Raw genomic sequence first — 22,379 nt, 5'->3', positions numbered from 1 at the left:
CCGGGAGGGCCACCTATGTCCGCATTTTCGGATTACCTCGAAAACACCCTGATCAATGCCACCTTGCGTGGGGCTAACTACACAGGCGGCGGGGTCTATGTGGCGCTGTTCACCGCTGACCCTACCGATGCCGGTACGGGTGCGGAGCTGAACGACAGCGCCTATGTCCGCCAGCGCGCCCACACGTCCACGCCATCCGATGGCTTCACCGTGCCGGCCAACGGTTCCAGCTCCAATGCCCGCAATATGGTGTTCCCGGCGATTGTCGATGCCCAGAAGACCATTACTCACTGGGGAGTTTTTGACGCCCAGAATGCCGGCAACCTGCTGTATCACGCGCCGATGCAGAACCCCAAAACCCTCGATCCCACCGATGTGCTGTCGTTCCCGATCGGCTCGCTGATCGTCACGCTGAGCTGATGCCATGACCGCACACATCGGTCGCACACTTTTCGGCGGCGCCCTGGCCGCCGGGCTGGTGTTCGCTGCAGGCTTGGCCGCTTGCACCGCCTCGGCATCCGGGCAGGGTGAGGTCACCAAGTTCGTTACTGGCCAAGCGATTGCGGCAACTGAAGCGAGCGGCTATTGCCGCCGCCAGGCCGGCGTCTACCCGAGCATTGCATCGGCGGGCGCTACGGCCAGTGGCGCACCAAAGGCGGAGTACTTCGGCTCAGGCAGCCTGGCTGCCAATGCGAAGGTTTCCGGGCAGGCCCAGGTCGACTTTTGTGGCTCTGGCCGAGCCACAGTCAGCGGCACCATGGACGGCGCCCCGGTGCGCACCGCCCGGCTGCGCCCGCCGCCCGCCAGGGCATATGCCTTTGGGGCTGCTGAGGGCTATGTCTACGAAATTGCCTATGGTCAGCCGGCCATTGCCAGGGCGACGGCGTACGGGACCACTTATGTGCTGGGCTACGGCCATGCGCTGGGGCAGGCAAGCGGGGTCGGTCGCCCATTGCTGGAGGCTGGCGGGCACGGGCATGGGGCGGGTCAGGCTGAGGCCTCCGGTCGCTTGCTCTATACCGCTTGCGGCCTGGGCCATGCCAAGGCCACGGCCACTGCATGGGCTGATGCGGCAGTCACGCGAGGCGGCGTACGCGAATTCGAGGGCTTTGGCTCGGCGAACGCTGCGGCCGACGCCAGGCTGACCCACGTCCAGATCTACCAATCGCAAACCGGACGTGCATCCGCGCATGCTTCCGGTACCGCCGTGCATACGGTTGGCGGGGCAGGGCACGCGCAGGCAAATGCCCTCGCAGTTGGCGATGGGGTGGTCATCGCAACCGGCGTAACCGGCAAACCTGCCAATGTCCATGCAACTGCACAGGGGCGCGTCCACTACCTGGCCGGTGCGGCAGGTCACGGCGTGGCGACCGCGCAGGGCCAGGGGCATGCCGTTGTCATCCAGACCCGCGCCTTCGGCCAGCCGGCCGCGGCCAATGCCCATGCTGCTGGATGGGGAGTGCGCATGGCTGGCGGCGACGGCCTGGCGCAGGGTAAGGCCACAGGCACTGAGCGCTGTAACCGCATTACTCATGGCGCCGCCAGAGCGCACGGGCAGGCAGCGGCGCGCTCCGGCGCTATCGCCCTTCTGATTGGCCCGCAAACCGCCCTCGCTACTGCCGAGGCCTGCGCTGATGCCCGTCGCGCGGTGGTCGGCAGCGGCCACGCCATTGCCGAAGCCAGTGCGACTGGAGCCAACCAGGTCAATGACCTGTCCCGCGCACCGGACTGCCGAACCCTGACGGTGGGCGCTTCGTCGCGCCTGCTGATTGTTGAGCAACAACCGCGGCTGATCACTGTGCTGTGCGAGGGGGTCGCATGACCACGTTTATCAAACAGCCCCGCGATGTCCTCGACTACGACGTCGACATGTACGACTGGTTTTCGGAGCTGCCCGGCGACGACATCCAGTCGGTAGACGTGGTGGTTTCCAGCCTGGCCGAGCCGGAGCCAACTCTGATGGTGGGGCCATCGCCGCACCCGCCGCTGGTGCTGATCGGTGTGCACCCGGTGCGCTTCAAGCTCTGGCTCGGCGGTGGCACCAACTACGTGGATTACGTGGTGACCTGTGTGGTGACCACCCAGCAGGACCGCCAGAAAGAAATCGAATTCAAGGTGAAGGTGCGCGATAGATGAGCAATTTCGAGAATTTCGTGCAGTGCCGGGTGGTGACGCCCTTCACAGCTGCCGCCACCGAAATCGGGCTGTTCGCGGCTGACGATCCGCACCGCTTGCCTGCCGAAGGCGGCGGCGTGGTGGTGCTGACTGACAGCCCCTACCGGCCGAGTATTCTGGAGGTGATCCGCTATGGCCGGCGCAGCGGTCTTGCTCTTTACGAGGTGAGCCGCGCCCAGGAGGGAACAGCGGCGCTTGACTGGACCGGTGTCGCGTTCTGCTACCAGGCATTGACTGCCGGTGAGTTGGAACAATTGATGAGTAAGAAGGCTGATGTCTCTGCCCTGGATGGGTTGCGCGAGGAGGCCGAGATCGCGTTGGCTGCAAAAGTCGATAAGATCACCGGCAAGGGCCTCTCTACCAACGACTACACCACTGCTGAGAAGAACAAGCTGGCCCACGCCAACCTGACGGCTCTGGTGGGGTTGGCTGGAGCAGCTGATCGCCTGCCGTACTTCACTGGTGCGGGGGCGTTGTCACTGGCCACGATCACTGCGGCTGCGAGGACATTTCTTGCCGCCACGAACGTAGCCGGTCAGCAGTCGGCCCTGGGCCTGTTTGCGGATGCTTCGGGGGTGATGACAAATGCCTCGGGCGCGCTGACTAATTGGGTGAGTCAGTTCCTGCGATCTGCGGATGCAGCTTCTGGCCGTAGTCAGATGGGGTTGGGGACGGCTGCATTACTTACGGCGGCCACCGACCGCTTGGATGCGACCCTGGGGAGGGCGGTGCGTATTGGGGATGTGGGAGTAGGGCAGCCCGTTCTGTACGCCGAAAATGTTGACGATGTGGGGACATTCTCGGCGTGGTACTACACCAGCAACTTGTGTACCGGCCTACCGGCTGGGTTTGAATCAGCTACCAAACAGGGCTACCTCTGGCACCAGCAGCACCCCAACCCACTATATGCCACCCAGTATTGGGTCAACTTACAGACCGAGCGGACGTTCCAACGCACCAAGTCAGCCGGCACTTGGCGTGCCTGGGTGGAAGTTTTCAACTCAGGCAACCAACTCTCCCTCGGCACTACCGTTGAATCTGCAAGGTCTGCGATGGGCATACGTCTTGGAGAATCATGGGCCGGAGACCTGAATACCTTACGGGATTCGGGTAGTTACATTATCGGCAGGAGTAGTTCAACAAATGTCCCTGATAATTTGGTGGGTGACCCTGCTGCCTTAGTGTTTGGGCACCAGAATCGCCCTGTACAATTACTACATAACCCTACAGGGTCCGGAGGGTTAACAATTAGGGCTTCCAGTGGGTGGGGGGGGCAACTCTCATGGACGGTTAAGCATCTTTATGACAACCGAAACATCCTTGGCCCTGTCTCTCATTCCGCTGGTGTACCTACGGGTGCAATCATTGAGAGCGGGAGTAATGCTAATGGGAGTTATTGGCGGTATGCAGGAGGTATGCAGATATGTACACATAAACTGAATGTCGAGTCAGGGGTTAATGTCCATAAAAATTGGGTGTACCCAGCCCCCTTTTCAGAAGATCCCAATGTATACGGTTCCACTGTGCAAGGGTCAACCACTGATCCTGCGAATATTGGATTTTCTGTTGTTTTTAATTCACATAGTAGTTTATATACTAAATTGGCATTTACCTCTCCTTCAAATGTAAGTTCTCATATTACCGCTATTGGCCGTTGGTACTAACGAGAGAATTATATGCACATCAAAATTTCCCCTGTCCGCATGGATGAAACCCTTAACGCATCCAAAGTTGGCGACGTTATTACACTCAACGGCCAACCTTTCGATTTCACCCAGCTTCCCGAAGGTGCAACCCTCCCTGCTGAGGCTATCGAGTCCGAGCACTTCACTGGCCCTATCGAGCGCATCAACGGCGAGTTGCACCTAACGCTGCGGCTGCCTCATGGCCCAAACCCGTCTCAGGCCGTGGCATTTCCCGAACCGATCCATGTAACGGAGGACGGGGATATTCCGCTACCGTTCGACCCTGAGCCAGAACCTGAAGTGCTTGAGGAATTGCTTGAAGAAGGAGGGCTGACAGCATGATTGACTGGAGCCAGGTGAAGACTGCAGAAGACAAAGCCAGGGTCGCAGCCGCCGCTGCCCGAGCGGCATGGAAGACCGAGCGAGCTGGCGCCGTTGCTGCAATCAAAGTAACCACCGCAGCAGGCAACGTTTTCGATGGCGACGAGACCAGTCAGGGCCGCATGGCCCGTGCAATCCTCGGGCTGCAATCGCCCGCTGCCGACGTGCAAACGGTGACCTGGGTGCTGGCCGACAATAATGTGATCGAGGCGAGCGCCGCCGAGCTGCAGGAGGCACTGACCCTGGCCGGTGCAGAACAGGCGCGGCTGTGGGTGGCTCATGGCGACTAAATTGGACCTCTATACGCCGAGCCACGGGCGCCGCCCCTACTGGCTTTCGCTGCTGCTGGCTGTCGATCAGCTGGCCAACGCGTTGCTGTGGGGCTATGTCGACGAAACGTTGAGCAGCCGGGCCTACCGCTGTAATTCGAAACGTCGCTGGGCGTTGGCGGAACGTGTAATCAACACGTTGTTCTGGTGGGATCGCCAAGGAAGCATTCGCCATTGTGAGCTGGCCTACTACGGAGAGCTGGTCAAAGAACACTCGCCACGAATATCCCGCATTTACAATCCTGAAGCCCCGCCAAGTGCGGGGTTTTCTGTTTCTGGGAGGCGCTCATGAAGCTCGCCTTTGCTGGCTTCCGCGGGGAGCTGCCCATCATCGATGAGCGCCTGCTGCCGGAACAGAACGCGCAGGTGGCCCGCAACGTCTACCTACGTCGGGGGACGCTGAAGCCCGAGCGGGCACCTGGTACGCTTGCCGGGCTGCCGAATGTGATCGCCCCGTCGTCCCTTTACCGCTACCCGAACGGCAACAATGGTGCTGGTTTCTGGATGATCTGGGGTAACGGCAAGCGTGTCCATACGGTGAAATCACCGCTCGCGGACGATGCCTGGGAGCGGGTGTATTGGACGGGTGATGGCGCGCCGAGGATGGGAGGCATCGCCGAGATCACTGGCGGCTCGCAGCCGTACCCGGCGCGTAGTTTTCGGCTGGGGGTTCCCGCGCCGGCCGGCACACCGGTGGCCTCGGCTCCGCCGGATCGTGTAGATGCAAGCGAGCATCCCCTCACGGCCGTGCAGACATCCTATGCGGTGACCTGCATTACCCGCTTCGGCGAGGAAGGGCCGCCCAGCCTGCCGAGTGAGCCGGTTCTTCGCTGGGACAGGGTCGACGATGCGCCGGCCGGCGGCGATGTAGTGCTGGCCCTGCCAGGCATTCCCAGTGGCGCCCACGATATCGTCACCAAGCGTATCTACCGGGCTGAGCTGGCTGGAGTGTTTCAGTACGTGGCTGACGTGCCTGCTGCGCAGGGCAGTTTCACCGACAGCGTGCTGAGCGAAGGGCTGGGTATGACCCTGCCTTCCACTGAGTGGGATATGCCAGATGATCGCCTGACCGGCCTTACATCTCTGCCAGGCGGTTTCATGGCCGGCTACTTCGGCAACACGCTGTGCTTCAGCGAAGCCTGGTATCCACATGCTTGGCCGGTGGCCTACCAGCTGGCGTTCAGCGAGGACATCGTCGGCATTGCAGCAGTGGCCGGCGGGCTGGTGGTGGCCACCAACGGTCGTCCGCACATGATCACTGGCTCGTCGCCGGCAGCCATGGCCGACATGCACCTGGACGAGGATCAGCCTTGTCTGTCCGGTCGCTCGCTGGTCGATATGGGAGCCTATGCCGTTTACGCCTCGCCCAATGGGCTGGTGGCAGTCGGCGGCGGCGAGGCCCAGTTGCTGACCGCGGATGTCATCTCCAAGGAGCAGTGGCTGGCGCTCAAGCCGCACACCATCCACGCCTACCGCTTCGATGGCCGTTATTTGGCGTTTTACGCAGGTGGTTGCTTCGCCTTCACGCCCGGTGAGGGTTTCGAGTTCTACGACATCACCGCCACCAGCGGCTGGTATGACCTGGACAATGACACGCTGTGCCTGATCCAGGGCAATCAGATCACCGCCTGGGGCAAGGGTGCGCAGCTAACCATGCGTTGGCGCTCCAAGGTGCACGAAATCCCGCCAGGCGCGGCGGGCTTCTCCTGCGCCAAGGTCATTGCTCGCCAGTATCCGGTGACGCTGCGCCTGTTCGCCGATGGTGAAACCGTGCTCGACCTGCCGGTGGAAAGTCGCAACCTGTTCCGCCTGCCAGCAGGCTACGCCGGGTGTCGCGACTGGGAAGTCGAGGTGGAAGGCACTCACGAAGTACAATCGGTACAGATCGCATCCTCGCCCAGCGAGATTGTTTGAATCGTTCTGCTTGCCGGGAGGCACCAGATGACGAAACGACGCAAGACCTTGCCGCCTCTGTCGGCCAAGGTTCCCGCTGAATTACGCCCGCTGATGGCGGCCATGACCGAGATCCTCGAAACCGGGGAGGGCGTGCGCGGCGACAAGCTCGACCGCAAGCTGACCTTGCGCGACCTGCTGGAGGGGGGCGTTGCCAAGCTGCGCGTGCCCGGCAATCCAGATGCAGGGGTGGTGCCGCCCAGCCAACTGGAAGATCGAACGGTTCCGCCAAGGCCGACCGGCTTTTCCGCCCTGGGTAGTTTCTTCGGCATGATCAACCTGTCCTGGGATCGCCCCCAGGAGCTGTATAACAACCACGCTTTGACCAACATCTACCGTGCCGAAGAAGACAACTTCGCCCTGGCGGAAGTGGTCGGCCGTGATGCGGGTGCGTTCTACAGCGACCTGGTGCGCAACGACGCCACGGTAGTTGATGACCCGTTGAACCTGCCAGGTTTCTATTACTGGATCACTTTCAGTTCCAGCTCTGAAGTCGAGGGGCCGCCGAATTCGCCAAATGGCATCCATGCTCAGCCGTTGCCGGATGCCAAGTACTTGCTGGCGCAACTCTCCGAGAAGTTAGGTGCATCGGAGCTGGAACAGACATTACGCAAGCGAATCGACCTGATTGATGCCCCGGCGTCGACAGCCGGTTCGGTAGCGGCGCGGGTGGAGGCCGAGCGCGAGGAGCGAATTGAACAGGCTGCAGCCCTGGCGCGGGAGATTGTCACGCTGTTCTCGCGATGGGAGAGCGCAAGTGCTGCCATTCAGCGGGTGGATGAGGCGCGTGCCAGCGGTGAAGAAGCGCTGGCGCGATCGATCCAGCAGGTGCAGACGGTGTCAGGCGAAAACGCTGCCACCATCAAGCAGCAAGCGGAATCCATCAATGGCCTTTCGGCACAGGCCACATTGACATTGGACGTGAATGGCCACGTCTCGGGTGTCGGAAGTTACAACGACGGCAGGAAGGCGAGCTTCGCGGTGCTGGCGGACGAATTCTGGATCGCCACGCCCGGTAAACCCGACTCCGCCGTCAAGCCATACATGCTGGTGGACGGTGTCAATTATATGGATGTGGCATTCATTCGCGAGGGATCGATTCAAGAAGGTCATCTCGGTCCGATCACCTTCGGCAAGATCCACGATGCCGCCGGCAATCCGGTTACCACCGTAGCCGGCAAGCTGCGTGCGGATATGCTGGATGTGGATAAGCTGCAAGTTGGGGATGGAAATATCAGCGGAGTGCTGAAATCGAACCAGGTGGATGTCCAGGGGCGCCCGCGCTGGATGCTCGATAAGAACGGCGGGATGACCCTTAACGGCTCGGGTGGTGGCGTCCGTATTGAGATTGGAGATATGGGCATCCGTATGTGGTACCCGAACGGCCGATTGATGGCTCGGATGGGACCGGGTTAATGGCTGCCGGAATTGAAATGTATGCCCCTAACGGCCAGCTGATCCTTGACGGCACAGGGCGGTACGCCCGGATAGTTGAAGTGTTTAACCCTTTTGACCTGGGCGTGCCTGGCGCTCGCGAGTACCCCGGGCTGGACCCTTCAACACTTGAATACATGGTCACTCAGGGCAACTCGCGAGTGCTGACCGTAACCAGAGCGGGGTCTCGCATTTCGTGGGCTTATGCCGACAGTTATGTGTGGTCAGAGTTTTCTGGCGTAGCTGCGAGAATTGTGGTGTTTGTACGATGATAGAAGCCTATAACGAGGCGGGATATAAAATCTTCGGAATCGACTTTGCAAACTTGTGCTTCTATGGCAAAGGTCGCTTAGCCGCAGATTACCATGGCGTTCCTGTACCCATGGCTGCAGGAGGATCATTCAACTTCTACCGCTCTTCTGGGCCGATGTACGAGCGCGAAGGGCGCATTCATGTGAACTCTGCTCCGGGTGCAGGGTGGCTGGAATATTGGAGCTTTGGACCCGTGAGCCCCGCCCCTTTTACGGGAGGCGTTGAGGTGTACAGCCCTGATGGGGAGCTTACGTTTAATACGGCCCGCCCGCTGCTGCGGGTTCGGGGTAGAGTCGACATCATGGAGGATAATTATATTGTTACTACCAAGCAGGGCATGCGCGCATACATGCCTTTTGATGTTCAGACTGAGTTCAGCGGAGAGGTTGCGTTTGCCATCGGTAACACTCGGGTATATGTGACCAGTCAGCAGTTTGTAAACCCACAGACTGGAGCGCGTTTCACTGACCAATATCGTGGTATTCGGGCCATGCACATGGAAGGGGGCGGGCTGTGGCGCTCCGCGCAGATAAACACCTCAGTGCACAGGTTCAGTGGCGGCCAGGGAAACTACAATTATTCGCCGAACGGTGAGGCCCCCTTAACCATGCTTGTTGCTGATGTGAGCGGACTCTGACGGACCAGTTGAGCCCAGCTACAAACTGAATCCCATAATCCTTGTCGGGAGACAACGATGCCTAAGCCCAACGAACGGGCCTTTCTTCAGCGTGTTCTGAAGGATCACGGCCCGGCCATTCTCTATTGCGAGACCCTGTTTCGCATCTCTCAAACCCTCGACGACCTGATCGATGGCGACAAGCCCATCAGTGGCGATGACGTCTATCGCGCCTTCTGGGAGGCGCTGATCGAGCTGCCGTCCAATCCTTTCTACCGCCAGAACGAGCCGTTCCTGCGACCACTGATGGCCGCTGCGATGCAGGACTGGCGTGACAGTGTGAGCCTGGAGCGCGCCGGCGATCACCACGGGCGCACCTTGGCGTTTGTGCTGCGCGACCAACTCACCGGCCTGGTGGTGCAGTGTGCCGGCATCGTCGGTGGCTTCGATTGGATGCAGGAGATAGGTGGCGAGGTTCGCCGGTATTTCCACGACGAGACACTGGCTGACTACCTGAGCGAATTCAAAACCGGGCATGGCGTGCCGGATGCGGCTCGCTTGCTGCTTCAATCAGGCAGTGCTGGAGAGCATCCATGAGCGGCGGTGGCGGTGGTGATAACAAGGTGAAGGACACGCCTGAACAGCGCTACGCGGCGCAGGTTGCGGCGGAGAAATGGAACTACAGCCAGTCAGCCCTGGCACCTCTAGAAAACCAGTACATGGCCAACGTCGAAGATATGGATTCGGCGGGACGCATGAGCTACATCCGCGGGGCGACCAACCAGGCCTCTATGGACAATTTGAGCCAGGGGTTGCAGCAGGTTGACAGCCAGCTTGGCCTGGCGGGAATCAACCCGAATAGCGGCCGCTGGACCGGCACGCAGGCAGACCTTGCCGAGCAAGGCGCTCAGCATGGCGGCGAGACAATGGGGCGTGCGCAGTTTCAGCAGGGTGCCGAAAAGGTCACGGGACTGCAAAACATCGTGGCCATGGGTTCAGGGCAATCCACCCAGGCCCAGTCCGGGCTCAACGATATCGCGGCGCAGTCAGCAGCCACCGCACGCAGCGACGCAGTGAATAGCTTCAATCGCAAGTCGGCGAATCTGCAGCTGCTGGGTGCTGCTGCAGGAGCGGCAACGAATTATGGCCTGAGCCAGTACGGGGGTTAACGATGGCAGGTGGAGGAGGGGGCGGCGGCCTAAGCCAAAAAATGGCAGCGGCTGCTCGACAGGCAGCTACTGCTCAGCAAGCAACAGCTGCAACAAGCGCCGGGCTGCATGTTGATCCAAACGCAGCCTTCAGGGGTGATCAAGGGGCCTCGAATGTGCTCGGTCAGCTGTACCGGGCACAGTGGGATGACTGGAAAACGCGCTTCAGTCCCTACATTGACAGGCTGACCGATCTGGCCTCGGACGAAACCTATGCCGCCGGACAGGGTGCGAATGCCGCGGCGGCGGTCAACACCAGCTACGCCAACACCACCCAAGGGTTGCAAATGCAACGCCAGGGCATGGGTGTCAACCTGACCCCTGCACAGCAGGCTGCTGAGACGCGGCAGCTCGCGCTGGGCCAGGCGGCCGACTCGTCCAGTGCCTACAACTCGGCCAAGATTTCCGCCCGCGATATGCAGGATCAAATCCTGGCGGGCGGCATGGGTCTTTCAAATCTTCCTACCACAGGGCAGGGCTAATTCATGAGCTACGGACTTCTCGGTCTCAAGAACCAGATGCAAGGTGAGGCGTTGCAGGGGCTGCAGGGCTACAGCCAGCAGCAACAGCAGAACAAAGCCCTCAATGATCAAATGGAGCAGCAGCAGAAGGCGCAGCGCAAGCAATCTCAGGTGGGGATGGCCACTTCGGGGGCGATGCTGGGCATGAGTGTTGGTGGTCCGGTAGGCGCAGCCATTGGCGGCGGCGTGGGTTTGCTGGTCGGCTCGTTCATGTAAAGGCCTGCGGGCCATCTCATATTGCCGGGAGGCAACATGTCGGGATTGGATACACGCGGAGCCTTTGACGGCTTCGTGCAAGGCTTCGGTCTGGTAGAGAATTTCAAGCAGCGCAAAGCGGACAACGCGCGCGCCGATCAACAGATGGCCATGCAGGAGCGTGGCCTTCAGATGCGCGAACAAGAATTCGCCGCGCAGCAGCAACAGCGCCAGAGCCAGCAGGATCAGCAGCAGATTGCGCAGTTCTACCAGGGCTGGTCCAGCGGCATTGAGGCGCCGATCACGCCGGAGCTGGAACAGGCGTTCGAGCGCAACAAACTGGCTGACCCTCGCCACCTGTTCAATCCCAAGACCGAGGCCGCTGTGCAGTACGCCGACAGGCTTGCGCAGGGTGAAGGTAGCCTGTTCAGTCAGCAGACAGTTGACGCCATGAATGACTTCTACGGGCCTCGCGTTTCCCGTGGTAGCGGCGGCAAGAAGCGTCTGGCCGGTATGTATCCGGGGCAAAAGGACGGCACTTTCGTATTCGAGCTGGAAGTTGAAGACGAACGGGGCGGTAAGCGCCTGGCACCAATGACTGTCAATCGTGGTACCGCCGACGAAGACGACGAGGTCGCCCAATACGAGATTGATCAGGCCATCGGCCCGGTGATGGGAGCCAAATCGCTGTACCAGGCGCTCGGGCAGAATCGCGACAAAATGCTGGGCTATCTGCAGGCGTCGGGCTATCTGCCCAAGACGGAAAGCTGGGAGCAAGTCGAAGGTCCGGATGGCGCCGTTCTGCAGCGCAATTCCCGCACCGGCGAAATGAAGAGCGTGATCGGACGCAAAAACGACGGCGCTGGCTCGGCAGCCTTCGCGCCCAGCAACGACGTGAAAACCCTCCAGTGGCTGATGAGCCCCCAAGGCGGAGGCCTCACCAATGACGAGGCGCGTGACGAACTGGTGCGTCTCAAGCGTGGCGGCGGCGAAGGCAGTATCAGTGCCGGGGATCGCTACCGTGTGACCTTCCTCACCAATCAAATCAAGGAAATCGATTCGCAGCTTGAGGCCTTCCCGGGTCCAGAAGCCGAGGCGGCCTTGCGTCAGCAGCGCGGGCAGCTGGTGCAGGCTAGGCAGGCGCTGGCTAGCGACCTTGGCTTGGCCGGCGTTCCCGCACAGCCGGAGCCGCAAGGCCAGCCCGCCCGGCAGGGACAGCCGAAGTCCCCGCAACAAGCCCCGCAACCTGGTCAGGTTGAAGATGGATTCCTATTCCTTGGCGGTGACCCTGCCGATCCTGAAAACTGGAGTAAGCAGTAATGGCCGGCCCTTGGGAGAAGTACCAGCAGCAACCTGCCGGTGATCAGCCGCAGACGAATCAGGCCGGGCCGTGGGCGAAGTATCAGGCTCCGGCGCGGGGCGAGATTGCGGCAAACGACGCACCTGAAGAGCAGGGCGGCATTCAGGCTTCCGACTTTGGTAAAGAGGTTGCTGGCGGCGCACTGGTGGGTACCGGCTCGGTAGTCAGCGGCTTCGGTGACCTGTTGACCACTGCAGGCAGTGCGATTGAGCAGGGCGCGCGCGCTGTGCTTCCGGATGGCGCGGTTGACGCACTGAAGAGCATTCCCGCGCCGAGCGATTTGCTGTTCCGCCCGGCAGGCCGACAAATCGAATCTGCCGGAAAGCGCATTCAAGACACCAAGTCCGCAGCTGCCAAACAGGCGGTTGAGGCCAGCACTCCACGAGGCGATGTGCTGGACCCGTCCAGCTGGAGCATGGGCGACAACCCGAGCCTGGCGGGCTATGGCCTGCAGGCTTCCAACCTGATCGGTCAGTTCGTGCCGCAAGCTGCCGGTTTGGCGATCCCGGGCGGGCAGGCTCGCATGGCGGGTATGGCTGGCATTGGTGGCCTGCAAGCCGGCGGCGCGGCAGGCAACGAAGTGGAGCAGCGGCTTGCCGCCATGCCTGACGCTGAGCTACAGCAAACGTCGGAGCTGTATCGGGAGCTGCGCATTAACGGCATGGCAGAGGCGGATGCACGTGCCCAGATTGCCGCGACGGCGCGTGCGGCCTCGTTCCAGGGGGCGGCCCCGGTCGGCGCTGCAGGCGGCGCGCTGACTAACTACGCGCTTGGCCCGCTGCAAAGCAGGATCGGCGGCGGCATTGGTCAGCGCCTCGCTGGCGGCGTTCTGCTGAATGCGCCGGCTGAAGGCGCGCAAGAGGTGAGCGAGACTGTTGCAGCCCGCGCCGTGACGAACAAGGCGATTGGCGAGCAGCGCGACCTGACCGAAGACACCTTTGCCGATGCCGTGCTGGGCGCCATGGGCGGTGCTGGTCATGCGTCGCTGGGCGCAGCTCTGGGTCGCCCGCAATCGTCCATACGCACAGACGCCGCGCCCAACGCTGACGCCGCTCCCGACGCCACCTTCGATAGCACGCCAGAGCCTGCCGCGCTTCCGGCACCCGGCCTGCAAGCCCTGCCGTCACCCGATCAAACCTTCTATGCCGACAGCCAAGGTAACGTCCAGGATGTGGGACCTGTGCGTAATGTCGACGGCGAGATGCAGCCGGATCCGCAGAGTCGGCAATGGGTCAACCCGGCGAATGATCCCGAGCGGATGGCGGGTGGCCCCGGAATGGACCAGCAGACCGCGCGCGGAGCGCATGCGCCGCTGGTGGGCGATTTCCAGCATGGCAGCCGTCAGGGGGTAGCCGAAACAGCAGCGCTGCGGGGCCAGACCCTTGAAGGCGAGCTGCTGCGTGCCGCACTACCGGCGCCCGACGCGATTGTGGTCGATGGAGAAGGCAATGCCCAGCGTGGCGCTACTGCCCCGCAAGTGTTCGAACGGAACGGGCCTGGCGGTCGCGGTATGGACCAGCAGGCCCCGACCGCGACGCGCGGCGCGAGTGACTTCGAATACATCAACCGGGCGAATGGTGAACCCTTCCAGGCCCACGGCTCGGCACGGGCGAGCAAGGCATTTCGTGAGGCCAAGAAGGCTGGCCGCAATCCCACGATTGCCAAGGTCGACGGCGGCTTTGCCGTGCGGGTGCCGACTGACCCCAAGAGCTACCAGATGCGCCCGATTGACGTGGCCGCGCATGAAGCCGCCACCTCGCCGAACAATGATCTTCCGGCGCCGACACCGGCACAGATCGAGGCCGGCAACTACAAGAAGGGCCGCGTTCGCGTCCAAGGGCTGGAGATTTCCATCGAGAGCCCGAAGGGCTCCGAGCGCAGCGGTACCGACCCGGACGGCAATCAGTGGCGCCACACGATGAGCGACCACTATGGGTACATCAAGCGCACCAAAGCGGCCGACGGCGAACAGCTTGACGTGTATGTCGGCCCACAGCAGGACAGCCAACAGGTGTTCATTGTTGACCAGGTCAACCAGCAGGATGGCAACTTCGACGAACACAAAGTCATGCTGGGCTACCCGGACCAGGCCACGGCCGTGATGGCCTACCGCGCGAATTTTGACGAGAACTGGACAGTTGGCGCCGTTACGGCAATGCCGGTTACTGAGTTCAAAGAGTGGCTGAAAGAGGGCGATTTGACCCAGCCAGTTCGGAATGACGGGTTGAGCGAAAAGGAGACGCAGGCTGGCTACACAGCCTACGCGGACTCTTTCCGCAAGACGGTGATTGATGAGTACGTGGCCGACGGCGTGGCCCTGGACGTGGCTGAGCGCCTGGCCAGCAAACCACGCTTCTCCGCGCCCATCGACGCCACCACCGGGTTGTTCGAGGGCCGGCGCGAGGGCGAGGACGGCAGTACAGATACCGAGCGCGCCATTGGTAGGGCCATTGAGCATGTGGCCGCCACCGACGGTGAGGCGTATTGGGTAAGCGCGGACATCGCCAACCTGGGCGGGCTGAACGCACATTTCAACAACGTGGCCCGGGATGCCAACAAGCACTACCGTGCCCTGGCGGACATCGTGCGCAAGGAACTTGGCAAAGCTGGCCAAGTCGAGGGCTTCCGCACCGGTGGCGACGAGTTCGGCGCGCTGGTGATCGGCGGCGAGCGGGCGGTCATCGATTCGGCACTGGAGCGTGCGCGCAAGGCTGCGGCGGCCTATACGCGGCGCGAGGGTCTGGACAAGATCGTCCATCCGAAGCATCCTGAAGACGAGTCCAAGCGGGGCGTGGGGCTGCACCTGGGGGTTGCTCAGATCGCTCCTATCGGTTCTCCGTCCAACATCATGGCTCTCGCTGATAAGGCGATGGATCAGAGCAAGAAAGGTACTGAGCATGTCAGCGGAATCCAGGCTGCAACGAGCGATCGAGCACTTCGGGACCAGCGACCCAGTGGAACTGGAGAAGCGCCAGAACGAACTGCAGGTTCGTCACGAGCAAGCGCTTCAGGAGATGGCCGCACGCCGTCAGGCGAAGCGCGCCCAGCAGCAGCCGACCGAGTAAGCAACACCCCTTCCCAAGAGCGGGCCAAGCGTAAGGGCCAGCGCCGCGCCATTGACCGCGATCGTGACTCGGTGGTCCAGGCGACCATTCGCCTCGGCGGCATTACGACTCAGTGGCGCCAGGACACCACCGGCGAGCCCAAGGGCAACAAGCATATACCTGGCGTCGGCGCTCTCTGGAGCGACAACACCGGCACGAGTCTCGATGATATGGCGTCGCTGCTGGATCAGCACGGTTACCTTCCCGCAGGCGAAATGGACCGCGACGGCGGCGTAAGCTGGCTCCAAGAAGCATTGCGCGATGAGCTGTCCGGCAGGAAGACGCACTACGCGCCGGACTCGGCCAGCCAGCTTGAGCAGTACGAACAGGAAATGCTCGACCGTATTAACGAGCAGATTGCGGCCGAGCGTGATATGCGCGAAGCTGAATACGCGCGTATCGAAGCCGAGTACGGTCCTGAAGCTGCAGCCGATGCGCGTTCGTTTGACGAGATGGCCATCGCTCGCAGCGAGCAACTTGACGGAGCCTTGGAAGATGCCCAAACAAAGCAAGACACCTACGTCGACGGAGAGCCCCTCGATGAATCCGCAGCCGCCCGCCGTGATGACGAAATTCGGCAAGCTGATGAGCGAGAAGATCGCGCTGCAAGAGAAGATGCTGGCACGCCGTTCAAGCTCGAGCAGCAAAGCGAACAAGGACTGAAAGAGCAGGCGGAGCGCAACGCTGCCGCCGAGAAAGCTCAAGCTGAAGAGGCGCGCCTGGCCGAGCAGAAGGCCCAGGCCGACCGCGACCGCAATGACTTCACCCTGACCGGCTCCGACCGGGTATCCGATGTTGCGGCCGCACGCGGCCAGAACGATATGTTCGGCGCGCAACCTGCCACTCCAGCCACTCCAGCCACTCCAGCCACTCCAGCCAGCAAGGCGAAAGAGCAGGCCGCGAAGCTTGCTAAGAAGCCAGCCCCCAAGAAGCCAGAGACTGAGAAGGCCCCCGCCAAGAAGGCGAGCCCTGCCGACGATAAAGGCAAGCCCAAGGCCCAGAAAGTGACCATCGAGGACGCAGGCGAGAAGCTTGGCGGTGCCCGCAAGGACGAGCTAAGGACGGTTCGCGAGCGGCTAGATGATATGGACGATGCAGCCATTGCCGGCAGTACGCTTAGCCAGCTCTGGCCCAAGGACGAAGTTGATCGGATCCAAGATCCATTCAATGCCGCCGCCTATTACGTTGTGCGCAGCTACATTCCGGCCAAGCCGCGTGTTGCGTACAAGGTCAAGCGCTGGGTCGAGAAGGTCAAAGCCGCTCGCGACATTCTGGATACGCTCGGCAGGCTGGGCGCGGATGCAACCGTCAACAAGATGCGCGAGTTCAGCCCATCGCTGAATCTGGTCGCCGATCAGATCGAGCTGCTGACTGCCGTGGATCGCGGACAGTGGGGCCGGATTGGCGAGGTAAGGCGCGCTACTGGCCGCTACAACAAAGACGGCGAAATGGTCCCGGGCTCTTGGGTCGAGGTGAAGATCGACGGGCGCGGCGCTTCTTTCTACGGGCATGAGTCGGTAACCAGCGCGCTGCCTGAGATCAAGGAGGCCCTGGAGCAGAAAGAGGCTCCAGAGAAGAAGATGAAGTTTGCCATCTACTACAGCAAGAGCAGTGGAGCGGCATACATCACAAAGGATGGCGACAAGGAGCGCCGTCAGCTGAAGTCATTCCCGGACACCACGGCAGCCCGCAAATACCTGGATGAGCATCATGATGATTTGGTCGCCGCATGGGATGCGGTGAAGAACAGGGACAACGTGACCAAGGCGGATATGCGCCGGGACAGCAACGACGAGCGCGTGGGTCGCGACTACCGCAACGGCGAGGACGTAACGCCGGATCAGTTCCTTGAGGCCTTTGGGTTTAGGGGGGTCGAGTTCGGCAACTGGGTGAAGCAGGGGGCTGGCGGAAGGGAGCGTCAAGGAATTCTCAATGATGCTTACGATGCTTTCATGGACCTCGCCAGCGTTGTTGGTGTCCCGCCGAAAGCGTTGAGCCTGGACGGCAAGCTTGGCATCGGCTTTGGCTCGCGCGGTCGCGGCAGTGCCTCGGCCCACTATGAGCCCGGCACAACCGTCATCAACATGACCAAGACCAAGGGCGCAGGAAGCCTGGCGCACGAATGGTTTCATGCCCTGGACAACTACTTCGCCGGCAAGCGTGATGCAGCAGAAGCCGGGACGGTGCGCGAAGGGGCGTATATCACCTATCGTCCGGAGCCGATGCTGGTCAACAAGCGCTACCCGTCGCAGCGCATGACCCGCGCCAAGCTGAATATGTACCAGGTCAGCCATCCGGGCGCAGCGCTTTATGCCGAAGAAAACTGGTCGCCAGATCCCAGTCACCCCAAAGGCGTGAGGCAGCAGGTTGAGAAGGCGTTTGCCGAGCTGGTGGAGACGCTTGACCGTTCACCAATGACTCAGCGCGCTGCTGTGCTGGACAAGGGGACTGCGGACGGCTACTGGTCACGCATCATCGAGCGCGGTGCACGATCGTTCGAGACGTATGTGATTGCCCGCCTGGCTGACCAGGGCGCCCGCAATGACTACCTGGCAAACGTGCAGACGCTTGAGCAGTTCGTACGCGACCCTGGCCGCTATCCGTACCTGACCCCGGGCGAGCAAGGCCCTGTCAATGAGGCGTTCGACAAGCTGTTCACCGCCATAGAAACCCGCGAGACGGACAGCGGCGTGCAGATGTATCGCCTCGAGGACGGCGCTCTGTCTTCGGCTCGTGAAATACGGGACGCTCTAGCTCAATTGCCCGAGCTGGCCAGCGTCACGGTGGTTCAGTCATTCGAGGATCTGCCTGCGCCAGTGCGTGCCCGTGCTGAGCGCGATGGTGTTTCCCCAGGCGATGTGCGTGGGGTGTTCCGCGAGGACGCCCAGTATCTGGTCGCCGACAATCAGTCGAGCCTGGAAGACGCCATCCGCACGGCCGTGCATGAAATGGTCGGTCACCGTGGCATTCATGGCCTGCTGGGCAGCGAACTCAACGCAACCATGGAGCGCATCTATTCGAGCGAAATGACCCGCGCAACGGGCCGCAAGCGCATCGATCAGATCCGCGAGCATTACGCCAAGGTGCTCAAGGGCAAAACGCCCGAGCAGCAGCGCTTGATGATTGCCGAAGAGATCGTGGCGCACCTGGCCGAAGAGGGTGACCGCCCCACGGTACTGCAGCGCGTCGCCTCCAAGATCCGCGAGCTGCTGCGCAAGCTGTTCCCCCGGGTGGCATGGACGTACACCGACGTGCTGGCCCTGATTGGCCAGTCGAGGGACTGGCTGCGCCGCAACAATGCCGCCGTCGAGGCGAGCGAGAACGAGCAGCTGTATAGCTTGCGCTCCAGTCGGCCGCACACCTCTGAGGCGTTCAGCGACCTCACCGCCAAGCAGAAGGAAGCGCTGGGCAAGATTGCGCCGCTCACGCCACAGCAACGCGCCATCGACTGGTTCCGCCAGCAATCTGACCGGGCGTTGTTGAAGATCCGCCAAGGTCTGGTTGATCGCTTTGCCGCGCTGCGCGACCTGGATGAGGCCGCACACGGCAAGGACATCCTGAGCACTGACATTACGAGCAGCTCTTGGGTGCTTGCGCGCATGTCGTCCGCGGCGAGTGGTGCGCTGCACGCCATGCTCAACAACGGCCGGATCTTCCTGGACCAGCAACAGAAGGTGATCGACATCCAGCCCGGCACGGCAATGGGTCTGGGGTCAACCCTGGCGCGCCTTGGGACGGCGGCCGAAATTGAGCGATTCATGGGCTGGATTGCTGGCAACCGCTCCGCCAAGCTGGCCGCCGAAGGACGGGAAAACCTTTTCGATGCGGCGGAAATCGATGCATTGCGCACGCTCAACCGTGGCACGACCGAAGGCGGAAAGGATCGCGGCACCCTGTACGACGAGGTGTTCGCCGAGTTCCAGCAGTACCGCGACGACGTGCTGGCCATCGCCGAGCAGACCGGCATCATCACGCCGGAAAACCGTGCTATGTGGCGCGACGAGTTCTATGTTCCGTTCTACCGCGTGATGGATGACGATGGCCCGACCGGCCCAATGGCATCCAAGGGGCTGGGCCGCCAGGAGGCCTACAAGAAGCTCAAGGGCGGCAAGCAGAACCTGAACGATCTGCTGCAGAACACCCTGCTGAACTTCAACCACCTGCTGACCGCGAGCCTGAAGAATCAGGCGGCTGCGCAGGCAATCACCAATGCCGAGCAACTGGGCATCGCGCAGCCGGTGAGCGAATCGGCACGCGACAAGAAGGCCAGCACCTTCGTGCTCAAGGATGGCGTAAAGCAGTGGTACAACATCGACGATCCGCTGGTGTTCGAGGCGCTGAGCTCGCTCGGCGATGCCGGGCTGAACAATGCCGCCGTGCGCGCCATGAGCTTCTTCAAGCGCCTATTCACCAACATGACCACGATCACGCCGCAGTTCATCATCGCCAACTTGCTGCGCGACTCGATGTCGGCCACGGCAACGTCACCGGTGAGCAAGAACTTCCTGAAGAACATCGCCGTGGGCGGCAAGGACTGGACCGACGCACGCAAGCGGGCGCGAATGCTCGCCAGTGGCGGCGCATTCAGTTTCGGCCACATCTACAGCAATGATCCGGAGGAGGTGAAGGCGCACCTGACGCGCAACCTGCGCAGCGCCAAGCTGATCGACGGGCCGAAGCTGGTACCGCAAGCGCTCAAGGCGGGCTGGGATGCCTGGAACGCCTTCGCCAACACGGCAGAAAACACCAACCGTGCGGCGATCTTCGGGCAGAACGAGCAGGACAAGGGAAAGCTGGCCGCCGCCTTCGAGGCGCGCGACCTGATGGACTTCTCGATGCATGGTGCCTGGCCGGCGGTGCGGTTCCTGATTCGCGTGGTTCCGTTCCTCAATGCGCGCCTGCAAGGCTTGGACAAGCTGTACCGCGCCGGGGTTAAGCCCTCGCTACTGACCGCGTTCGGTAAGGGCGATGACGCGGACAAGCAGGCAGCCAAGCGTTTCATGGTGGTGACCACGGCGCTGTCGCTAGCGAGCATGGCGCTCATGCTGGTCAATAACGACGACGAGGAATATCGCAAGCTGGAAGAATGGCAGAAGGACACCTATTGGTTCGTCCGCCTGGGCGGCAAGGCCTTCTTCATTCCCAAGCCGTTCGAAGTCGGGGCTATCGCTACCATGACCGAGCGACTGCTGCAGCAGGCCATTGACGACAAGGCCACTGGCAAGCTGTTCGCCCAGCGCCTTGGCCACACGCTGACCCAGACCTTTTCGTTCTCGCCGGTACCGCACATGTTCCAGCCGGTGCTGGACGTGTATTCAAACGTGGACGCCTTTACGGGCAGGCCGATTGAGTCGGCCGGCATGGAGCGATTGAGCAAGGGGCTGCGCGCGCGGACCAACACCACGGTGGTGGGCAAGGCTGCATCGGCTGCCACTCGCGTATTCGGTGACGAATTCCCGCTTGCGGTATCGCCGATCCAGGCTGATCACTTGATTGCCGGTTACCTCGGCCAGGTCGGGGCCTGGGGCGCGGGTCTGGTCGATACGTTCTGGCGGTCGGCAAAGGGCGAAAGCCAGCCGGCGAAGCACTGGCATGAGTACCAACCGATCCGTCGTTTCTATCGCGACCTGGATACGCCAGCCGCCTACACCCGTTACAGCACACTCTTTTATGAAGGGCTGCGCGAGGCGGGGCAGGCCTACGCTGACGTGAAGGAGCTGCAGGAGTTGGGCCGCATGGAGGAGGCGCGTAAGGTTATCGGCGAGAAGCGCGACGTGCTGGGCATGCGCAAGCAGCTCAACCAGGCACAGCGCCGGCTGTCTGCGATCAACGCGAGGATGGACTCCGTTCGGCTGAGCGAGCTCGATGCCGATGCCAAGCGCCGGGAGCTGGATCGTCTGCTGGTGGTGAAGAACCGATTGACCGAAGCTGCGGGCAGGCAGATTGAGGAGCTGCGCGCCAGGCGCTGATCAGCGCCGCTTGGACTGGCCGGCATATAAGCCGGTCAGCACCAGGGCACCGAAAAGCAGGGCGGGCACGTTGATCAGTAGGCCAATGAGCATGAAGAACAACGGTATGCCCACCAGGCTTACAGTCAGCCAGCCGCCGGTTGTTTGCCAGTGGCGTGGCATCTGGGTCATGACCAGGCCGCCAAGGACCAGGAAGCCGAGTATCCCGCCGATAAGGGTTTGATAATCCATAGGAGGGAAGATACCGAGTGGCTGGATGGACTGCGAGGGCCGCTGACTACTCTGAGGCGCGGAGGTGGCCGGCCTTCTTGAGGGCGTCGGCCAGTTCGCTGGCGAGGCTTGAGGCGAACACTTCATCGGTTACGTTAAGCAGGCCTTGACCTGACACGCGCGCCCCACCAATCCAGGCCTTTTGAAGTGTCGCGGTATCGATGAGCACGATGTCGAAACCCTGCTGTCGCGAGTACGAGTAAGTAGAGAAGGTGCTGCTGTTCGCGCTCGCAGAGTTGCCGTAGACGTTGACGGTGCCAAATGACTGGCTGCCAATGTACTGGCTTGAGCTGGACTCGCCGCCAATGATGATGGACAGGTATCCATCCACGCTACGCGAGCGAAGCGTCTCGGATATCTGTTCGTTTGTGTATGTGCGAGTCGGAGAAAACAACTCGAGCGACGTAGCGCATCGAACGCTTGGAGAGGACAGCGCTTTGCAGACCTCGGAGGTGATTAGCTGCTGAGTCTCGAAGTTGCCGCCAGAGTGCACGACAAGGTTTCTGAATTCGGTGCCCTTGAATGAGGGGTCGCTAAAGCTTGTCATTTTGGTATTGGCGCAGCCGGCCAGAACCATGACGGCAATGAGGCCGAATATTCCTTTTTGCATGTGAGGCTCCTTGTTTGATGGCCTCGCGATACTACAACAGGATAGGGATTTTGATATGCCCAGAACGGGCGAGAAGGGGCGAAAATCGTTTCCGCAACTGGAAAGACGACCCGCGTGGAATGCGGCCTGCAGAGCAGCGAAAATGCGTTGATTGCGGAAACGAATATCGCTGTAAGCCGCATGGTTACTGGTTTCATCGGTAGACTTGAAAACCGCCGACGGGCAACTGTCCTAGAGTTCGAATCTCTACGCTTCCG

18 protein-coding genes are annotated in these 22,379 nt (G+C 61.5%); 16 read left to right on the top strand and 2 right to left on the bottom strand.

Translation table 11 applies throughout. The annotated features are described in order from the left end of the window. Positions 1 to 15: 15 nt before the first annotated feature. From ACTV8E_RS05915 to ACTV8E_RS05840, 16 genes are all read left to right on the top strand, one after another. Positions 16 to 420 (top strand): phage tail fiber protein, encoded by a 405-nt coding sequence (locus ACTV8E_RS05915; RefSeq protein ID WP_443198848.1) that lies wholly within the window; start codon positions 16 to 18, stop codon positions 418 to 420. Between the two features lie 4 nt (positions 421 to 424). Continuing rightward, positions 425 to 1,822, top strand: coding sequence for a hypothetical protein (locus ACTV8E_RS05910; protein WP_443198847.1), 1,398 nt, complete (start codon positions 425 to 427; stop codon positions 1,820 to 1,822). Next, the gene (locus tag ACTV8E_RS05905) at positions 1,819 to 2,136 is read left to right on the top strand and encodes a phage fiber-tail adaptor protein (RefSeq protein ID WP_443198846.1); all 318 of its coding nucleotides are present in this window, start codon (positions 1,819 to 1,821) and stop codon (positions 2,134 to 2,136) included. Before ACTV8E_RS05910 ends, ACTV8E_RS05905 begins: the two co-directional genes overlap by 4 nt. After that, on the top strand, positions 2,133 to 3,839 hold the full coding sequence (locus ACTV8E_RS05900; RefSeq protein WP_443198845.1) for a hypothetical protein: 1,707 nt from the start codon (positions 2,133 to 2,135) through the stop codon (positions 3,837 to 3,839). The genes ACTV8E_RS05905 and ACTV8E_RS05900 overlap by 4 nt, the downstream gene beginning before the upstream one ends. A 12-nt stretch (positions 3,840 to 3,851) precedes the next feature. Beyond that, positions 3,852 to 4,202 (top strand): hypothetical protein, encoded by a 351-nt coding sequence (locus ACTV8E_RS05895; protein WP_443198844.1) that lies wholly within the window; start codon positions 3,852 to 3,854, stop codon positions 4,200 to 4,202. Beyond that, the gene (locus tag ACTV8E_RS05890; protein ID WP_443198843.1) at positions 4,199 to 4,531 is read left to right on the top strand and encodes a DUF4376 domain-containing protein; all 333 of its coding nucleotides are present in this window, start codon (positions 4,199 to 4,201) and stop codon (positions 4,529 to 4,531) included. The genes ACTV8E_RS05895 and ACTV8E_RS05890 overlap by 4 nt, the downstream gene beginning before the upstream one ends. Further along, on the top strand, positions 4,521 to 4,862 hold the full coding sequence (locus tag ACTV8E_RS05885; RefSeq protein ID WP_443198842.1) for a hypothetical protein: 342 nt from the start codon (positions 4,521 to 4,523) through the stop codon (positions 4,860 to 4,862). The genes ACTV8E_RS05890 and ACTV8E_RS05885 overlap by 11 nt, the downstream gene beginning before the upstream one ends. Beyond that, positions 4,859 to 6,484 carry a hypothetical protein gene (locus ACTV8E_RS05880; protein WP_443198841.1) on the top strand — a complete coding sequence of 542 codons (1,626 nt, stop codon included), beginning with the start codon at positions 4,859 to 4,861 and terminating at the stop codon, positions 6,482 to 6,484. The genes ACTV8E_RS05885 and ACTV8E_RS05880 overlap by 4 nt, the downstream gene beginning before the upstream one ends. 27 nt (positions 6,485 to 6,511) lie before the next feature. Beyond that, the gene (locus ACTV8E_RS05875) at positions 6,512 to 7,939 is read left to right on the top strand and encodes a phage tail tip fiber protein (protein WP_443198840.1); all 1,428 of its coding nucleotides are present in this window, start codon (positions 6,512 to 6,514) and stop codon (positions 7,937 to 7,939) included. A 286-nt stretch (positions 7,940 to 8,225) separates the two neighbouring features. Next, a complete protein-coding gene (locus ACTV8E_RS05870) occupies positions 8,226 to 8,906 on the top strand; it encodes a hypothetical protein (RefSeq protein ID WP_443198839.1) in 681 nt (226 codons plus the stop codon). 57 nt (positions 8,907 to 8,963) lie between these two features. Further along, positions 8,964 to 9,482, top strand: a complete 519-nt coding sequence (locus ACTV8E_RS05865) for a hypothetical protein (RefSeq protein ID WP_443198838.1) — start codon at positions 8,964 to 8,966, stop codon at positions 9,480 to 9,482. Further along, positions 9,479 to 10,054, top strand: a complete 576-nt coding sequence (locus ACTV8E_RS05860) for a hypothetical protein (RefSeq protein WP_443198837.1) — start codon at positions 9,479 to 9,481, stop codon at positions 10,052 to 10,054. Before ACTV8E_RS05865 ends, ACTV8E_RS05860 begins: the two co-directional genes overlap by 4 nt. Before the next feature lie 155 nt (positions 10,055 to 10,209). After that, positions 10,210 to 10,575 (top strand): hypothetical protein, encoded by a 366-nt coding sequence (locus ACTV8E_RS05855; RefSeq protein ID WP_443198836.1) that lies wholly within the window; start codon positions 10,210 to 10,212, stop codon positions 10,573 to 10,575. A gap of 3 nt (positions 10,576 to 10,578) precedes the next feature. Beyond that, positions 10,579 to 10,830, top strand: coding sequence for a hypothetical protein (locus ACTV8E_RS05850; protein ID WP_443198835.1), 252 nt, complete (start codon positions 10,579 to 10,581; stop codon positions 10,828 to 10,830). A gap of 36 nt (positions 10,831 to 10,866) precedes the next feature. Further along, a complete protein-coding gene (locus ACTV8E_RS05845; RefSeq protein WP_443198834.1) occupies positions 10,867 to 12,129 on the top strand; it encodes a hypothetical protein in 1,263 nt (420 codons plus the stop codon). Next, on the top strand, positions 12,129 to 21,242 hold the full coding sequence (locus ACTV8E_RS05840) for an LPD38 domain-containing protein (RefSeq protein WP_443198833.1): 9,114 nt from the start codon (positions 12,129 to 12,131) through the stop codon (positions 21,240 to 21,242). The genes ACTV8E_RS05845 and ACTV8E_RS05840 overlap by 1 nt, the downstream gene beginning before the upstream one ends. Here the strand turns inward: ACTV8E_RS05840 and ACTV8E_RS05835 are convergent, their stop codons facing one another. Next, positions 21,243 to 21,473: a hypothetical protein gene (locus ACTV8E_RS05835; protein WP_443198832.1), complete on the bottom strand. Its 231-nt coding sequence runs from the start codon at positions 21,471 to 21,473 to the stop codon at positions 21,243 to 21,245. Between the two features lie 46 nt (positions 21,474 to 21,519). Further along, positions 21,520 to 22,122: a hypothetical protein gene (locus tag ACTV8E_RS05830; protein WP_443198831.1), complete on the bottom strand. Its 603-nt coding sequence runs from the start codon at positions 22,120 to 22,122 to the stop codon at positions 21,520 to 21,522. Positions 22,123 to 22,379: the final 257 nt, after the last annotated feature.

This window comes from Pseudomonas sp. B392_1p, assembly GCF_052245235.1.
GTDB classification, from domain to species: domain Bacteria; phylum Pseudomonadota; class Gammaproteobacteria; order Pseudomonadales; family Pseudomonadaceae; genus Serpens; species Serpens gallinarum.
This window is presented reverse-complemented; position numbering and strand designations above follow the sequence as displayed.

Excerpts from the sequence above, each read along its gene's own strand:
- ACTV8E_RS05915 (WP_443198848.1), top strand. The coding sequence starts at position 16 with ATGTCCGCATTTTCGGATTACCTCGAAAACACCCTGATCAATGCCACC.
- ACTV8E_RS05910 (WP_443198847.1), top strand. The coding sequence starts at position 425 with ATGACCGCACACATCGGTCGCACACTTTTCGGCGGCGCCCTGGCCGCC.
- ACTV8E_RS05905 (WP_443198846.1), top strand. The coding sequence starts at position 1,819 with ATGACCACGTTTATCAAACAGCCCCGCGATGTCCTCGACTACGACGTC.
- ACTV8E_RS05900 (WP_443198845.1), top strand. The coding sequence starts at position 2,133 with ATGAGCAATTTCGAGAATTTCGTGCAGTGCCGGGTGGTGACGCCCTTC.
- ACTV8E_RS05895 (WP_443198844.1), top strand. The coding sequence starts at position 3,852 with ATGCACATCAAAATTTCCCCTGTCCGCATGGATGAAACCCTTAACGCA.
- ACTV8E_RS05890 (WP_443198843.1), top strand. The coding sequence starts at position 4,199 with ATGATTGACTGGAGCCAGGTGAAGACTGCAGAAGACAAAGCCAGGGTC.
- ACTV8E_RS05885 (WP_443198842.1), top strand. The coding sequence starts at position 4,521 with ATGGCGACTAAATTGGACCTCTATACGCCGAGCCACGGGCGCCGCCCC.
- ACTV8E_RS05880 (WP_443198841.1), top strand. The coding sequence starts at position 4,859 with ATGAAGCTCGCCTTTGCTGGCTTCCGCGGGGAGCTGCCCATCATCGAT.
- ACTV8E_RS05875 (WP_443198840.1), top strand. The coding sequence starts at position 6,512 with ATGACGAAACGACGCAAGACCTTGCCGCCTCTGTCGGCCAAGGTTCCC.
- ACTV8E_RS05870 (WP_443198839.1), top strand. The coding sequence starts at position 8,226 with ATGATAGAAGCCTATAACGAGGCGGGATATAAAATCTTCGGAATCGAC.
- ACTV8E_RS05865 (WP_443198838.1), top strand. The coding sequence starts at position 8,964 with ATGCCTAAGCCCAACGAACGGGCCTTTCTTCAGCGTGTTCTGAAGGAT.
- ACTV8E_RS05860 (WP_443198837.1), top strand. The coding sequence starts at position 9,479 with ATGAGCGGCGGTGGCGGTGGTGATAACAAGGTGAAGGACACGCCTGAA.
- ACTV8E_RS05850 (WP_443198835.1), top strand. The coding sequence starts at position 10,579 with ATGAGCTACGGACTTCTCGGTCTCAAGAACCAGATGCAAGGTGAGGCG.
- ACTV8E_RS05845 (WP_443198834.1), top strand. The coding sequence starts at position 10,867 with ATGTCGGGATTGGATACACGCGGAGCCTTTGACGGCTTCGTGCAAGGC.
- ACTV8E_RS05840 (WP_443198833.1), top strand. The coding sequence starts at position 12,129 with ATGGCCGGCCCTTGGGAGAAGTACCAGCAGCAACCTGCCGGTGATCAG.
- ACTV8E_RS05835 (WP_443198832.1), bottom strand. The coding sequence starts at position 21,473 with ATGGATTATCAAACCCTTATCGGCGGGATACTCGGCTTCCTGGTCCTT.
- ACTV8E_RS05830 (WP_443198831.1), bottom strand. The coding sequence starts at position 22,122 with ATGCAAAAAGGAATATTCGGCCTCATTGCCGTCATGGTTCTGGCCGGC.